This window comes from Verrucosispora sp. WMMA2044, from assembly GCF_027497155.1.
GTDB lineage: Bacteria > Actinomycetota > Actinomycetes > Mycobacteriales > Micromonosporaceae > Micromonospora > Micromonospora palythoicola.
Genome location: NZ_CP114913.1, coordinates 4321916 through 4337576 on the forward strand (window position 1 = coordinate 4321916; position 15661 = coordinate 4337576).

Here is a 15661-nt window from a genome sequence, read left to right on the forward strand (position 1 = left end):
GCGCCTAGTGTTGATCATGGGCCTGGTGCTGGTGCTGGTGGTCGGTGGTGGGATGCTCGCCGCAGGGCTCTACTACCGGTCCGTCGAATCCAGCGTTGAGCGGGTCGACGCCTTCGAAGACGTCCCGGAGGAGTCCCGACCACAGGTCGTCGCGGCCGACGCCTTGAACATCATGATTTTGGGCAGCGACTCCCGCGATCCGGAGGACACCTCGGGATCCCGCACCGACACGATCATCCTTGCCCACCTCCCGAAGGATCGGTCCAGCGCCCAGCTCATCTCGATCCCTCGCGATACCTGGGTGAGTGTGCCGAGATCCCGCCAGGGGCGCGGCGGTCGCGATGCGAAGATCAACGCCGCGTACGCCTGGGGTGGTGTCCCGCTCATGGTGCAGACGGTGGAGAAGTTCACCGGCGTTCGTGTCGACCACGTGGCGATGGTCGACTTCGCCGGGTTCAAGGAGATCGTCGACGCCCTCGGCGGCATCGAGATCACCGTCGAGCAGGGCTTCACCTCCCGGCACTCGTTCACGCCCGACGGCCGGCGGCAATTCGTCGCGGGCAAGCAGGAGATGGATGGTGCCGCGGCGCTCGACTACGCCCGCGAGCGGTACGCGTTCGCCGACGGTGACTTCACCCGGATCAAGCACCAGCAGCAGGTCATCAAGGCCATTCTCGACAAGGCGGCCTCCGGTGGCACCCTGGCCAGCCCCACCAGACTGAACTCGTTCGTCCGTGCTACGGCGGACGCGGTGGCCGTCGACGAGTCCATGTCTTTGTTGGATCTAGGCATGGAACTGCGTCATCTGCGTGGCGGAAATCTCGACTTCTACACCTGCCCCACCAAGGGCACGGGCCGGATCGGCAACGAAAGTGTCGTGCTCGCCGACACAGCGAAGGCTGATCGGCTCTTCGACGCGGTGCGCCGTGACGCGGTGCCGGAAATCCAGTCCGCCGCAAAGTAGGAAGAGGAAACAAGCCTTCCTACTATGGCGGTCTATCTCACCCGACCGTATCCTGCGGTCGCCCTTTGAGACTTGTCGCGCGGCCAAGGGTTCCACGGGGGGAGCGCCAACCATGACAAGCCAGCCGACAATCAGCCATCCCCCGTCCGGCGAGCGCACCGGCGGGTGGGGACAACAACGGGTCGCGCGGCAGGACGCCGTCGACGACGAGGTTCCACCGGCCCCGGCTTCCGTCGAGATGCCGGTCGCCGACGAGATGGCGGACGCGGCCACCTCCGGGCTCGACACGACTGCGGTCCTGCCCTATGCCCGATCCCGTACATCGTCGCGGACGCGACGACTGCGGGCATGGATGATGACGCTTCCAATCGACGCCGCCGCGCTGCTCACCCCGCTGCTGCTGAGTCAGACGTACTGGCGGGGCACGTTGGCAAACGCCGTCCTCGCGGTGGCCATCTTCGCCGCCGGGGGGCTCTACCGGCCCCGCCGGCACGTGAGCATCCTGGACGAGCTGCCGAGCCTCTGTGGGCGACTACTGGCGTCTGCCGCCGTGGTGGCCATCATCGCGGCGCTGCGTCACTCCTCCGTCGAGTACGTCAGCGGATTCATGCGGGGAGTGGCGTTGTCGGCTGGCTTGGTGATCCTCGGCCGGGTGGTCAGCCGTACCCTCACCATCGCCGTACGCAAGCGCCGGTGGGTGGAGCACAACGCGATCATCATCGGTAGCGGGCCGGTCGGGCTCGAACTCGCCCGGCTGCTCCGCCGCTACCCCCGTTACGGGCTACGGTTCGTCGGCTGTGTCGACGCCCCCGCCCGGCAGCGCGGTGCCACGCTCCCGCTGAGCGGCACCCTCGACGATCTGGAGCACCTGGTTCGCCTGTTGGAGTGCGAGGTTCTCGTCATCGCCGACCCGGACTGTCCGGAGTCCACTCTGATGGAGACCCTGCTACGTCCCCGCAGTGCCCGATGCGACCTGTGGGCGGTCCCGCGTCTGTGGGGCTCCCGGGCTCAGGGCGGATACCCCGACCACATCGGGGCGATCCCGATCATCAAGATCGGTGATGTCACGTTCTCCGGTCCACGGTGGGCCGTCAAGCGAGCCTCGGATCTGCTGTTCGCCACGGTGGCTCTGATCGTGCTGTGTCCAGTGCTCCTACTCTGCACCGTCGCCACCGCCGCCGAAGGGGGGCGCGGCATCTTCTTTCGTCAGGAGCGCATCGGCCGGCACGGCAGGTCCTTCCAGGTCATCAAGTTCAGGACGCTGCGTCCGAGGGACGAGCAGGAGTCGCAGACCAACTGGACCATCGGGCACGACCGGCGAGTCGGGCCAATCGGCCGCTTCATGCGCCGTACGTCGCTCGACGAGCTGCCTCAGCTGTGGAACATTCTGCGCGGCGACATGAGCGTGGTGGGTCCGCGGCCGGAGCGGCCGTACTTCGTCGAGAAGTTCTCGGCGGAGTATCCGAACTACGCCGCGCGTCACCGGGTGCCCGTCGGGCTGACTGGGCTCGCGCAGGTCAGCGGCCTGCGGGGGGACACGCCGATCTCCGATCGCACGCGGTTCGACAACTACTACATCGAGAACTGGTCGCTCTGGCTCGACGTCAAGGTGGTGCTGCGTACGGTCGCGGAGGTGTTCCGCGCCGGAGGTCGCTAAAGCTGCCGGCTTCCGCTCGACGCACCGCCGCCGAATGGGTGCGTTCGCACGGTCGCCGCCCAGGCAGCCTTGAGGTCTGCGCTCACGGGTGTGCCCAACCTGCGGTGGGCATGACACACGGCGATGCCGATCCCGATCGCGGATCCACCGAGCGCACCGAGGGCCGCACGCCACGGCCAGGGCACCGCTTCAGGTTCCTTGGGGACGACGCCGACCTTGAGCACGGAGACCCGCGCCCTCGACACGAGGCCGGCTGGCGCTGCGTCGCGCTCCGCGATTCGCTGCAGTTCGGCGGCGAGCGCGTTGACGATGGCGGCCGCCCCCGCTGGGTCGCCGTAGGTGACAGCCACGTCGATCGCCAGGGTGTTCACGGTCGACGACGCAACGATGCGATCGGCGAGTTGGGCGGGTGTGTCCGGCAGGCCGAGCGAATCGATCACCGGTTGGGTCAGCCGCGCACTGTTCATCATGCTGGCGTAGGTCTTCACCCGCCGCTGCATCAACTGTTCGGCGAGCGCCGGGGCGGCGGTCTCCCGGATGTTCGGCGGTACCGGTACGAAGCTGACGAGCAGTTGCACCTCGGAGCGATAGCTGGAGGGCTGGCTGGCCGCCAGGGCACCCGCCCCGATCCCGCCGAGCAGGGCCAGCAGCGCCATCGTCGCCCAGTGCGCGCCGAAGTAACGGGCGAGGTACATGTGGCTCCACGTCTGTTGTCCCCGGACGAGCCGTCAGATTACCGGTGAGTGAGGTCGTCAAATGTCCGAGGGGCCGCTCGGCAGATGCGGCAGGTTCGGTCCAGGCGGTCGATTGCGGGACCGAGCGTCGTTCGGGTAGAAAATGCCAGCGACGTGGCGTTCATGCTGGCACATCCACCACATCTTCGGGGGGAGACGAGTGGGAAGCGTGTGGCTGGCCGACGCTGCCCGGTCTCGGCAAGACGTCAGCCCGGGGTCGACCGAGGACACCGCGTGCTAGGTATCCGCCGCCGCCTCTCACCCGAACGTCTCTACATTGCCGCGCTCGGGATGACTGGTTTCGCGGCCGTCGTATCGGTTGCGCTTCCGGCGACCGAACGCGGTGAACTCGCGGCAAACATGGTGGCCGCCACGATGGGGGCTGCGATCGGTGGTTTCTCGACCGACACCTTCCTGCTGTCGCGTCCCGCTGGCTGGATCATGTCTCGCGGACGCAGCTGGATTCTCGGCATCCTCGGGGTATCGCTCGGGCTCACGGCCGCAGCCGCAGCAGCGATGACAGCGCTGGCCGGGATCGGCAGCTTCACGGTGGGCATCGGCGCCGCCTGCGCCCTCACCGTCTTCAACACGGCAGCCGCGCTGGGTCTACGCCTCAAGAAATTCTGGCTCGTGTACGCCACCCGGGCGGCAGGCGGCGGTGTGCTGATGGCTGGGTACGCGATCCTGCTCGTCGGCGACGAGCGCGACGGCGGCCACTGGAGTCTGGTCTGGCTTCTCGTCCAGGTGGCAGCCGCTGCCGTCCTGGCCGGCGCGGTCCTGGTCTGGGCGCAACGGCTCCGGCCGTTTCCGGCGGTGACCGCACGGCTGCCCGAATACCGGGCCGACCTCGTCGCCGTGGGCCAGTTGCACGTCGGCGTCTCCGCTCAGATGGTGACGTACCGATTGAGTCAGGTCCTGGTGGCTCGCTTCGCCGGGGCCGGACCACTTGGCGTCTACGCCCTGGCCGTGGCCGCGTTGGAGTTCGCACAGGCCGGCGCGGTGGTCAGGTCGCAGCGGATCCTCGCCGAACGAGATCCCGACGCCATCCAGGACCAGAGCCGGGCAGCGGTGCGGGCGGCGTTTCCCGTGGCCTGCCTGGCGGTGATCGGGCTCGCTGTTGTCGGCCTGCTGGTGCCCGACTACCGCGACGCCTGGATCTTCGGGCTGCTCCTGCTGCCCGGCACGTTGGCGCTGGCCGTCGGCAAGACCTGGAGCGCCATGCTGCTCAAGCAGAGTGGCGAGCGAGCCACCACGGCCGTCGCTCTAGTCACGATGTCAGTCTCGGTCGTGCTCTACCTCCTGCTCATTCCATGGATCGGCGCTACCGGTGCCGCCACGGCCTCATCGCTCGCATACGGCGTTTACACGTTCCGGACCTGGCAGCGCCTGCGGCGGTCGTCGCACCTTCTCCTCAATCGGGTGGCCTAGCGGTGGATGTTTCAATCGTCGTTCTGACCTGGGAAGACTTCGAGCGGACGAACGCCTGCGTGAGATCGCTGCCGTCCGCCGCTGAGGTTGTCGTCGTGGACAACGGCAGCGCCGCTGACATCAGCTCGGCCCTACAGGCAATGTGCGACGAGACCGGAGCCCGGTACCTCCGTTCGGAGGTGAACCTTGGCTACGCGAAGGGCATGAACCTGGGAGTACGGCACACCACCCGGTCCCGCGTGGTCTTGTCCAACAACGACATCGTCGTTCGAACCGGCGCCGTCGAGGAGTTGTCCGCGCGTCTCGACGATCCGACGGTTGGGGCCGCGTTTCCGACCGTCCTCGACGTGAACGGCGCGGACCAGACAGCGGCCGGACGCTTCCTGACCGTGGCTGCCGGGCTCGCGCACGCCACCGGACTGAGCCTGGTACTACCGCGCCTGCGGATAGTCTCCCCGCCCGAACAGGGCGACTGGTTCTCCGGGCCCTTCGTGGCGATCCGCCGGGAAACCCTCGACGCCATCGGCGGCGTCGACGAGTCCTCCTTCTTCTACTCCGAGGATCTACGGCTGTGTTGGGCGGTCCGGCGGCTGGGGCTGCGCCTCGCCTACGTACCGGCGGCCGTCGTGACCCACGAGGACGACGCGAGCGCCAAGCGACGGTGGCCGCCGGAGGAGATCTCGCGCCGACAGACCCGCGAGTTCATCCGGGCGAGTCGCGAGCTTGCTGGCTGGCGCGGAAGGATCGCCTGTTCCGCCTACACCCTCGGAGTGCTGCTACGGGCCGGGGTGGGTGGCGGTGCCACCCGTCGGGCGGTGGCCCGGGGCGCCATCGAAGGACTGCGTGCTCGATGAGGGTCCTATTCGTGTGCACGACGGGTGGTGCCGGACGACGGCAACTTGGCGGCGCTGAGCGATTTCTCGCCGAGATGCTGCCGGCGCTGGCCGAGCAGGGGGTGGAGGTGCTGGCCGCCACGCCCGACGACGAGGTGGCGGCGACGCTCCGCGACTCGGGAATCAGGTGGTTCAGGCTCGCAGCCACCCGACGGGTCGATCTTGACTACGCGCGGGACATTCGGCGGCTCGTCGACGAGTCGCGGCCGGACGTGGTGAGCGCCCACCTGCTCTCCGCCGCGATGCACGCCAGAGCCGGGCTCGGCGTCAAGGGCCGGCAGACTCCGCTGGTGGTCGCACTGCACAACAGCTTGTGGCAGTATCGTGACGCCGCAGCGTCGTTGCGCGGAAAAGCCGCGGTGCAGGCGAACATCACGCTCGACCTGATCGCTCGTCGACTACGACCGCACGCAACCGTCGCGGTCTCCGCCTTCGAGGCGGAGGAGCTGCGGGTGCGCGGACGGGTCGACAACGTACGTGTGATCACAAATCCGTTACCTGCGATCTGGCCGACGGCAGGCCTCACGTCGCTCCGTCCACCGACCGAATCGATCCGGGTGGGCTTCCTCGGTCGACTCGAGCGAGAAAAGGGCGCGGACCTTCTCACCGACATCGCGGATGCACTCGCTGATGCCGAGTTCCTGGTCGCCGGAGCCGGAACACTGCCCATCGCGGCTCGTCCCAACATCAGACTCGTCGGCCGCGTGGATGCCGCATCGTTCCTACCGACGCTCGATTGTCTGCTCGTACCATCCCGAGTGGAATCCTTCGGACGTAGCGCGCTGGAGGCGATGTCCCTCGGCGTTCCGGTCGTGCACTCCGGAGTCGGCGGGCTGGCGGAGATCACTCGGCGGGGTGCGGGTGTGCTTGCCTACCAGGCGGACCTGACGACACCGGCGATCACCGCCGCCATCCGTGCGGCTACTCGTCCGGGCAGCGACCCGGGGCATCGGCGCGAGTTGGCCCGGGAGTACGCATCCGAGCACTCCTTCACCCGATGCGTCAAGAACTGGTTTGACCTGTACCGAGCGGTCAGCAGATGACGCCACGCCAACCTGACGAGCATGGCGCCCGGCTGCCGAATTCGGCATCGAGCCCCGACCCTGCACCAGGAGAGGTGACAGGGAAACCGATGCTCCCCGCTGAGAAACGGCTTTGGTCGGTCGGCATCCCCTTTGTCTCTGGCACGCTGCTGTTCATGTCCGTGTGGGACACCGGTGCTGCCGTGACACTTGCCTTGGCGGTAGCGGCCCTGCTCGCAGCGAGGTCGCGGATGTGGGGTTTGGCCGCATGTACAGCCGCCTGGGGTGCCACCTTCCTCGCCGTACTTACCGTTCCCGGCCCCTACGACTCCTGGGCTGGCGAGGCGGTGTTGCCGGTCCTCGCCGGATACGTGGCCGTGTTCCTGACCGCGTGGGCTGTCGGACGGCGACTGACGGTACGGCGCGACGGCGTCGAGTCGCGTCGGCCGACGCTTTCATGGCCCAGTCAACGGCGCCTGCTGACATACCTCTTCGTTCTGCTCGGTATCGCGGCCGCGACGTCGGCCCTCCGGTTCCAGGGGGTGGTGCCACCACTGCTGGCCGACAACCCGGACGCGGCACGGCAGGTGCTGCGGGAACAGTCGAACATCGTCATCGGGCTGCTTTCCGAAGCGTGGACCCTCGGGATGGCGGTCTCCCTCCTGCGCGCCCTGTCTCGAAACTGGCGGACATCGCTCATCTACTACGCTCTCGCCGGCGTCTTCGCCGTGGGCGCTGCCCTCGGCGCGAGCAAGAACTCCGTGCTCGTCGGGATCGCGCCCGCGCTGATCGCCGCCCTGTCGATGTACCGCCCGAGGCGGCGAGCGACGAAAGCCTTCCCGAAGACCCCGGTCATCCTTCTCATCGGCCTGGCGGTCCTCGGCACTGCCGTCTTCCTCGGCGGGCAGCGCACGATGGCGGGGACCGGTTCGTTCGAGAACGAGTTCCGGTCGCAGTACGGCGGCAACGCCGTAGCCAGCAGCGTCGGCTCGCTCGACCTGTCCCTGAGCTCGTCCACGGAGACATTCGGCCGGCTCTGGTCCCAACGGGAGCACCTGGACCCGAGGTACGGCGCGTACTCCCTGACATTTCTGGGCTCCCGCGTCGAGCCACTGGTCGGCGAGGCGGATTTGTACGCGGTGACGTCCCAACTCAGCCAGCCGTACCACATGAACACCGCGACGTTCGTTGCCATACCGCTGCTCGATTTCGGAGCGGCCGGTGCAGTCCTCTTTCTCGCCGCCCTAGGACTGGTGGTCGGCGCGGCCGAACGTCGGCTCGAGTTCACCACCGCACCCGCCGGACAGTTGGGCCGGGGCTTCATCGTGTATTTCGCCATGTTCGGCCTGTACGAGCTCTACCCGTTCATCTATCCGACCTGGCTGAGCCTGGTACCCGGGCTCTACGTCCTACACCGGCTGGGGAGATCCGCGACGTGAGCGAGACGTCTGCCACGGGCCTGACGGTGGTCACCGTCCTGTACCGGTCGGGCGACATGCTGGCCGAGACGCTGCCGACGTGGGTACGCGCCGTCGGTGAACTCCCGGTTCGGTTCGTCTTCGCCGACAACTGTCCCGGTGACGGCTGCGAGGCGATCATCGCGGGTTGTCTGGGTGACGCCTCGTACACCTATCTTCCCGACTCCTCGAATCCCGGTTTCGCGGAAGGCTGTAACCGCGCCGTCGCAGCCGCGACGACGAGCCACGTCCTGCTGCTGAATCCGGACGTCTGGCTGCCCGAGGACGGCCTGGCCCGCGTCTGGGCCACCGTCGCGGCGAATCCCGACGGCCCGATCGCGGTAGGTCTTTCCATGTACGGCGGCGCGTACGTCGGCATCGACCTTCACCCGATCGCCCTCTTCATCGACCGGGTGGCGACGGTGTCCCGAGGTCCGCTCGGGCCGTCGGGTGGCGCGGCGGTCTTTCCCACCGACCTGTTCCGACGGTTCGGCGGGTTCCACGAGCATCTGTTCGCCTGGGGGGAGGACGCCGACCTGGCCTTCCGGCTCTATGCCTCGGGCCTACGCACTCGCCCGCTGGACCTGGTGCTACCGCACGCGGGCGGTCACAGCGTCGAGGGCGACAGCAGCCTTCAGGGGTTCCGGGCCCGACTTTTGGCACGCAACCGGCTCCTCGTAGCGGCCCGGACCTTCACCTGGCCACTGCTGCTCGTCGCGGTTCCCGTGCTGACACTCGCCCACCTCGCACTGGCCGCCCGCCGCGCCCGGCAAGGGCTGCTACGGCCGTTCCTTCGCGGTGTCGGGCGCGGCCTGGTCGAGGCGCCGGCCGCCCGCCGGCAGTGGAACGGCAAGAGATTCGGCTTCGTGTCCCTGTGCCGCTACCTGACAGTTCGGAGAGCGTGATGACTGAACGTAGGTGGAGCGTCGTCACGGTCACCTACAACTCGGCGGAGATCCTGCGCCGCTGTTGGCACAACGAATCCAGACCGTACGAGTGGATCGTCGTCGACAACTGCTCCGCCGACGACTCGGTACAGGTGGCGGAGAAACTGGGTGCCCGAGTCATCCAACTGGCGGAGAACGTTGGCTTTGCCAAGGCCAACAACATCGGGCTACGCGAGGCGGGTGAGTACGTTCTGTTCGCGAACCCGGATCTCGAGCTTCGCCCTGATGGTCTCACCGTGTTGAAACGGCACCTTGACGTGCACGGCGGGCTGGTTGCGCCCCAGTTGCTCTCGGCGGAGGGCATTCCACAGCCCAACGGCCGCGGCTTCCCGTACGCGACGGCGAAGCTGGGTAACCGGCGCGTCTGGCCGCTGAACCGGCTGCACGGGTCGTACCGCATCCTGGCCGGTCCCGGCGAGTCGGTCTACGTCGCCTGGGTCATGGGCGCGGCGGTAGCGGCGCGTACGGCGGAGTTCGTCGAGTTGGGTGGGTGGGACGAGCGGTTCTTTCTCTACTACGAGGATCACGAGCTCGGTCTACGCTCGTGGCAACTCGGCCGCCCGGTCGTCCTGCTCGGTGATGTCCGTTGGACCCATCATTGGGCCCGCGCGACAAACTCAGTGCACTGGTCACGGGCACACAACCTCGAACTGCGCAGTGCTCGGACCTTCTTCGGCATCTTTCCCGAGTTCCTGATCGGACTGCCGCCGGCATCCCGACGGCACCGGACCGCCGCCCGCCTGGTCGGCTCGCCCGTGAATGCGGAACCGGGTGTACAGCGGTGTCAACCACCCCGGTAACCCTGCCGGCGCTCATCGCGACAGTTTCCCCCGCCGCGACAATGCCTGCCCTTGGTAGCGTCTCGCCGTGCCCGAGACGCGCCGCCTCCCGGTCCACCCCGCCTTGGCGGCTGCTGCGCCAGCCCAGTCCCGTTACGGCCGGCAGACGGCGTCCGGGGCGGCACCCTCGATCGTGAAGGCCCTGGGCCGGCTCCCCTACTGGTCGCTTGCCGGCATCATCGTCGGGTTTGGTGCGGTGTTGCGGATCCGGCAGTGGACGTTCGGGCGCAGCTTCTGGAGCGACGAACTGTACGTGGCTCACAACCTGCGCGAGCGAAGTTACCTGGAGTTGCTGGAGCCGCTCGCCTTCAGCCAATCGGCCCCGCCAGGTTGGCTCTGGCTCGAACGGCTCTCCCTCCAGCTGTTCGGCCCAACGGAACAGTCGATGCGGCTCGTACCGCTGCTCTTCGGGCTGGCGCTGCTGCCGCTGGTCGGCTGGCTCGGACGGCGGCTCATGCCGCCACTCACCGCGCTCACCGCTCTGCTGCTGGTCGCGATCGCACCCTTCCTCATCGCCTACTCGAACGAACTCAAGCCGTACAGCGCCGAGGCATTCTGCGTGACGCTGCTCGTGGGAACGGCTCTCCTCCTGACCCGCCGGAACAGGTTGACCCGGCGCAGTGGCATCGAGTTCTGGGGAATCGCACTTGTCACGTCCGTACTGAGCATCATGGCCATACCGGTCGCCGCTGCGCTCGGCGTGTTGATTGGGCTGCACACGCTCGTCAGTCCGGGACAGCGGTGGGTGCAGCGGTTGCGTGAACTGGGCCGCTTCCTGCTGCCCGCGCCAATCTGGATCATCGCTGCGCTGTGGATCTATGTAGCGGTCCTGGCACCCGGTCAGAACGACGCCCATCTCCAGGCGTACTGGCTGGGCAAGGCGATCTACCCGTACCAGCCGCTCACGAACGTTCCCGCCACCCTGGACTGGCTCGATTCGACGTATCGCAGCCTGGCCCGCGTGCCGTTCGTGTCCTGGTCGGCCTGGATAGTCGTACCGTTGCTGGTCACCGGTGCGGTCCTGTGGTGGCGTCGCGTAGCCGCTCTCGCCGTATTGATTCTGGTCACTCCGCTGATGGTCGGACTGGTCGGCGCGGCCGCGTCGGTCTACCCGTTCACCGGTCGGCTGGCGCTCTACACGGTGCCGGCTCTGCTGATGCTGGCCAGCCTCGCGGTGGCCGCGCCGGACGCCCGGCACGGCGTTCCCAGTCGCGTCCGCAGGGCGCTCGGTGCGGCGCTTGTCATCGCGCTGGCGGCTCCTCAGCTCGCCCTCGACGTGACGGCGTCAACCCGTCCACAACACGCCTTCCCGCAGGGTGGGGGTGCCAACGTGGCCGACTACCGGACCGCCCTGCGCCACCTGAGTGACGAGCGGCGTCCGGATGACCTGTTCCTCGCGACCCGGCTGTCCTGGAACTCGCAGTCCTACTACGGCCCGCCAGCCGACGGCTATGTGGCACCGGCTCCGCCCACCGGTTGTCCACAGCGGACCGTGGCGGAGCTGCTGGCCGGACGGTCCCGGGTCTGGCTGTTCCAGATCACCGACTGGGAGGAGATCGAGAACAGAGATGTCATCGTCCGCCTCGGCAGTCGCGGCGGAGCGGTCACGGAGCGAATCTTCCGCGGTGCGCGCCTGGTTCGGATCGACCTTCCCGCCGACGTCACGGTAGGTGCCGACGTCTGTCTGGTCGCTCCACCCGACGGAGCCGCGGTGCGCTGAGGTCCGGCGGCGTCACCGCCGGCCGGTGTCGGGCCCGGGTGGACGATTTCGAAACCGGGTCAGCTGTTCCGGTGCCAGAGGTCCCGAAGCGCGTCCCAGTTGCCACCGAGCCCCGCGCCGCAGGGCGTCTCCAGATACAAGGAGCTGAGGCCGTCGTCGCGGCTCCACCAGATCCCGCAAACCGGCCGCCCGTCGTGGCCGTTGCCCGCGTACTCGACGTAGGCGCCTGGGGCTCCACTGGAGCCGCCGGTGCTCTGGGTGGCCTCCCTGAGACCCGGTGCGAGTGCCCGGCCGATGATGCCCATCTCCTGGCGGAAGGTCCGCGCGGCCTCCTTCGTGGCCGCCGACTCGTACCGGGCGAAATGCACGGCCACGCCGCGGTACCGGCAGAAGACGTGCCGGCTCTCACCGTCCAACAGTTCGGGACCACCGACCTCCGTGTCAACCGCGCATCCACCCATCTGCGCCAGCCAGGGCTCGGCGAGCGGCATGAGGTCCCCGTCGAACTTCGTCTTGTTCAACGAGTTCTGCGTCGCGTCGTACAGCGGCGGAGAGGCACTTACCGACGGATCGCCGGCCGGCTCGCCCGACCCGTCGAGCGCGCCGCCGACGAAGAACCCGGCACCACCGGCCAGCAGCGCGGTCAGCACCACACCGCCGATCCAGAGACGGAGCCGGTTACGCGGCGGACGTGCGACGGGTGCGATCCTGCGCCCACCGGACGAGTCGAACGGATCTACGGCGCCGAATGTGCCCGGCACCGCCGGACCGAATCCCGCATCCGATACCGGAGTCGCCGCGCCAGCGGACGGTGCCGACGTCCCCACCTGGGGTGCCCCCGGCGAGGCCGGCGCGCCAGAGATCGGGTGCGGAGCTCCGGACGCCGGCTGCTCGGGAATCTGCACCGACCGGTGCACGACAGGTGAGCCCGACACGAGCTGCGGGGCTCCGGAGACCGGCTGCGGAGCACCGGAAACCGGCTGTGGCGGCGCGGAGACGGGTGCCCTGGCCTCCGCCTGGATCGGCTGGTAGTCCACCCCGAGCGAGCGCATCAGCCGTTCCGCACCCGGCCCAGCTTCGGCGGGGTAGGCGACCCACGGCGCGGCGGCCGAGAAGTCGGCGTACGTGTACGGCACACCCTCGGGCACCTCGGCCAACGAGTTAGCCATTCCGGCGAACGCCTCCCGCCAACCCTCGGTGGCGGCGACGGTGGCATCCAGGACTGCCACCGTCACAAGGCGGCCCTGTTCATCGATGGCCGCCCACGCCTTGCCCACCGAAGACCCGCCCAGCATGTGGGTGAACCTGTAGGGCGTTCCCGGCTGCATGCCAACTCCTTCGCTCAACCGCCATGCGGATCCTACAGAGACGGCACCAACTGGCTCGGCCCGCCGCCGCTGGCCGCACAGAGCCCGGAGTTGCTTGATGAAAGTTTTCATGCATAGAGTCACCGGATGAATGAGGGAGTTGCCATGGCGTCGGCGGAGCGGGTCGTCGGCCTGTTCGATGGCGTCCGGCTCACCCCGACGCAGCGGCGCATCGCGCACTGCCTGGTGCAGCACGCCCCCGCCATCGGCTACCTCTCCGCCGCCGAGGTCGCCGAGCTGGCCGGGGTCAGCCAGCCGTCGGTCACCCGGTTCGCGGTGGCGCTGGGCCACGACGGCTACCCGGCGCTGCGTCGTCGGCTGCGCGAGCTGACCGCCGCCGCGCCCGGCCCGACCACCGCCGGCAACGAACTTCAGCAGGCGGTACGCGCCGAGATCGGCAACCTGGACCGGTTGGCCGGTCAGTTGGCCGACCGGGAGCGGATCGCCGAGACCGGGCGTCTGCTGGCGGCCAGCCGACCGCTGCCGGTGCTCGGTCTGCGCTCGGCCGCGCCACTGGCCGCGTACTTCGCGTACTTCGCCGCCAAGGTGCATCCCGACGTGCGGGTGCTCGACGACGGCGGCAGCCTGCTCACCGACCGCCTCGAACAGGCCGCCGAGGCGGGGGCGCGGGCGCTGCTGGCGTTCGTGCTGCCGCGTTATCCCCGGGAGACCCTGGAGGCGCTGCGCGAGGCCCGCGCGGCGCGGCTGACGGTCGTGGCGATCACCGACTCACCGGTGAGTCCGGCGACCGAGCACGCCGACGTGGTGCTGCCCGCCGCGGTCGGCGCGCAACTGGTGTTCGACCTGCACACCGCTCCGATGACCCTGGCCATGGTGCTGCTCCAGGCGATCTGCGACGCCGCCCCGGCCGAGACCCAGCGGCGGCTGGAGGCGTTCGAAGCCTCGGCGGCCCGTCGACAGTTGTTCCTCGGTTAGGAGGAGGAGAACCACGATGACGCGATCCGACCAGGCCGCGCCCGGCCCAGGAACCAGCATCCACGCCGCACGCGGTACCGAACGCACCGCCCGTGGCTGGCCGCAGGAGGCCGCCCTGCGGATGTTGATGAACAACCTCGACCCCGAGGTCGCCGAGCGCCCCGACGACCTGGTCGTGTACGGCGGCACCGGCCGGGCGGCCCGAAACTGGCCGTCGTACCACGCCCTGGTGCGGACGCTCACCGAGCTGCGCGACGACGAGACGATGCTCGTGCAGTCGGGTCGCCCGGTCGGTGTGCTGCGGACGCACGAGTGGGCGCCCCGGGTGCTGCTGGCCAACTCGAACCTGGTCGGCGACTGGGCGACCTGGCCGGAGTTCCGCCGGCTGGAACAGCTCGGCCTGACCATGTACGGGCAGATGACCGCCGGCTCGTGGATCTACATCGGCACCCAGGGCATCCTCCAGGGCACCTACGAGACCTTCGCCGCCGTCGCCGCCAAGAAGTTCGGCGACACGTTGGCCGGCACGCTGACGTTGACCGCGGGCTGCGGCGGAATGGGCGGGGCGCAGCCGCTCGCGGTCACCATGAATGGCGGCGTCTGCCTGATCGTGGACGTGGACCGTAGCCGGCTGGCCCGCCGAGTGCACGACCGCTACCTGGACGAGATCGCCGACGACCTGGACGACGCGGTCGCGCGGGTGCTCGCCGCCAGGCGGGAGCGCCGGGCGTTGAGCGTCGGTGTCGTCGGCAACGCCGCCACCGTCTTTCCGGAGCTGCTGCGCCGGGGCGTGCCGGTCGACATCGTCACCGACCAGACCAGCGCGCACGATCCGCTGTCGTACCTGCCGGAGGGGGTCGAGCTGGCCGACGCCCGGGAGTACGCGACGGCCAAGCCGGCCGAGTTCACCGACCGGGCCCGGGCGTCGATGGCGAGGCACGTCGAGGCGATGGTGGGTTTCCTCGACGCGGGCGCTGAGGTCTTCGACTACGGCAACTCGATCCGGGGCGAGGCCCGCCTCGGCGGGTACGACCGCGCGTTCGACTTCCCCGGCTTCGTGCCGGCGTACATCCGGCCGTTGTTCTGCGAGGGCAAGGGGCCGTTCCGGTGGGCGGCGCTCTCCGGCGATCCGGCCGACATCGCCGCCACCGACCGGGCGATCCTGGACCTGTTCCCGGAGAACGAGTCCCTCGCGCGGTGGATCCGGCTGGCCGGTGAGCGGGTCGCGTTCCAGGGCCTGCCCGCGCGGATCTGCTGGCTCGGTTACGGCGAGCGGGACCGCGCCGGCGTACGGTTCAACGAGATGGTCGCCTCGGGTGAGCTGAGTGCGCCGGTGGTGATCGGCCGCGACCACCTGGACTGCGGCAGCGTGGCCAGCCCGTACCGGGAGACCGAGGCGATGGCCGACGGCTCGGACGCGATCGCGGACTGGCCGCTGCTCAACGCGCTCGTCAACACCGCCAGCGGGGCGTCCTGGGTCTCCATCCACCATGGCGGCGGCGTCGGCATCGGTCGGTCGATCCACGCCGGTCAGGTCTGCGTGGCCGACGGCAGCGCGCTGGCTGGGCAGAAGATCGAGCGGGTGCTGACCAACGACCCGGCGATGGGCGTCATCCGGCACGTCGACGCCGGCTACGACGCCGCCCGCGAGGTGGCCGACCGCACCGGCGTGCGCGTCCCGATGGCGGAGTGAGGGA

13 protein-coding genes are annotated in these 15661 nt (G+C 69.0%); 11 read left to right on the forward strand and 2 right to left on the reverse strand.

Annotated features, from left to right (window positions below; genetic code table 11):
• Positions 1-16: 16 nt before the first annotated feature.
• Together O3597_RS19650 and O3597_RS19655 are read left to right on the forward strand one after the other, a co-directional pair.
• Positions 17-964 carry an LCP family protein gene (locus O3597_RS19650; protein WP_281604593.1) on the forward strand — a complete coding sequence of 316 codons (948 nt, stop codon included), beginning with the start codon at positions 17-19 and terminating at the stop codon, positions 962-964.
• A 112-nt stretch (positions 965-1076) separates the two neighbouring features.
• Positions 1077-2621 (forward strand): sugar transferase, encoded by a 1545-nt coding sequence (locus O3597_RS19655; RefSeq protein ID WP_235944376.1) that lies wholly within the window; start codon positions 1077-1079, stop codon positions 2619-2621.
• Here the strand turns inward: O3597_RS19655 and O3597_RS19660 are convergent.
• A complete protein-coding gene (locus O3597_RS19660) occupies positions 2618-3277 on the reverse strand; it encodes a lipopolysaccharide biosynthesis protein (RefSeq protein ID WP_281602000.1) in 660 nt (219 codons plus the stop codon). The genes O3597_RS19655 and O3597_RS19660 overlap by 4 nt on opposite strands.
• A gap of 312 nt (positions 3278-3589) precedes the next feature.
• Between O3597_RS19660 and O3597_RS19665 the strand changes: the two genes are divergently transcribed.
• From O3597_RS19665 to O3597_RS19695, 7 genes are all read left to right on the forward strand, one after another.
• On the forward strand, positions 3590-4783 hold the full coding sequence (locus O3597_RS19665; RefSeq protein ID WP_281602001.1) for a polysaccharide biosynthesis C-terminal domain-containing protein: 1194 nt from the start codon (positions 3590-3592) through the stop codon (positions 4781-4783).
• Positions 4784-4785: 2 nt separating this feature from the next.
• Positions 4786-5637 (forward strand): glycosyltransferase family 2 protein, encoded by an 852-nt coding sequence (locus O3597_RS19670; protein WP_164445885.1) that lies wholly within the window; start codon positions 4786-4788, stop codon positions 5635-5637.
• Positions 5634-6719, forward strand: coding sequence for a glycosyltransferase family 4 protein (locus O3597_RS19675; protein WP_164445886.1), 1086 nt, complete (start codon positions 5634-5636; stop codon positions 6717-6719). Before O3597_RS19670 ends, O3597_RS19675 begins: the two co-directional genes overlap by 4 nt.
• Entirely contained in the window at positions 6716-8137 is a 1422-nt protein-coding gene (locus tag O3597_RS19680; RefSeq protein ID WP_281602002.1) for an O-antigen polymerase, read from the forward strand. The genes O3597_RS19675 and O3597_RS19680 overlap by 4 nt, the downstream gene beginning before the upstream one ends.
• Entirely contained in the window at positions 8134-9060 is a 927-nt protein-coding gene (locus O3597_RS19685) for a glycosyltransferase (RefSeq protein ID WP_281602003.1), read from the forward strand. Before O3597_RS19680 ends, O3597_RS19685 begins: the two co-directional genes overlap by 4 nt.
• A complete protein-coding gene (locus tag O3597_RS19690; RefSeq protein ID WP_281602004.1) occupies positions 9060-9902 on the forward strand; it encodes a glycosyltransferase family 2 protein in 843 nt (280 codons plus the stop codon). The genes O3597_RS19685 and O3597_RS19690 overlap by 1 nt, the downstream gene beginning before the upstream one ends.
• Positions 9903-9969: 67 nt before the next feature.
• Entirely contained in the window at positions 9970-11661 is a 1692-nt protein-coding gene (locus tag O3597_RS19695; protein ID WP_281602005.1) for a glycosyltransferase family 39 protein, read from the forward strand.
• A gap of 59 nt (positions 11662-11720) precedes the next feature.
• On the opposite strand, the gene O3597_RS19700 is transcribed toward O3597_RS19695, so the two are convergent.
• Positions 11721-12989 (reverse strand): hypothetical protein, encoded by a 1269-nt coding sequence (locus O3597_RS19700; protein WP_164445889.1) that lies wholly within the window; start codon positions 12987-12989, stop codon positions 11721-11723.
• A 126-nt stretch (positions 12990-13115) separates the two neighbouring features.
• Between O3597_RS19700 and O3597_RS19705 the strand changes: the two genes are divergently transcribed.
• Together O3597_RS19705 and hutU are read left to right on the forward strand one after the other, a co-directional pair.
• Positions 13116-13964, forward strand: a complete 849-nt coding sequence (locus tag O3597_RS19705; protein WP_164445890.1) for a MurR/RpiR family transcriptional regulator — start codon at positions 13116-13118, stop codon at positions 13962-13964.
• A gap of 16 nt (positions 13965-13980) precedes the next feature.
• The gene (gene hutU, locus O3597_RS19710; RefSeq protein WP_281602006.1) at positions 13981-15657 is read left to right on the forward strand and encodes a urocanate hydratase; all 1677 of its coding nucleotides are present in this window, start codon (positions 13981-13983) and stop codon (positions 15655-15657) included.
• The last annotated feature ends 4 nt before the right edge of the window (positions 15658-15661 follow it).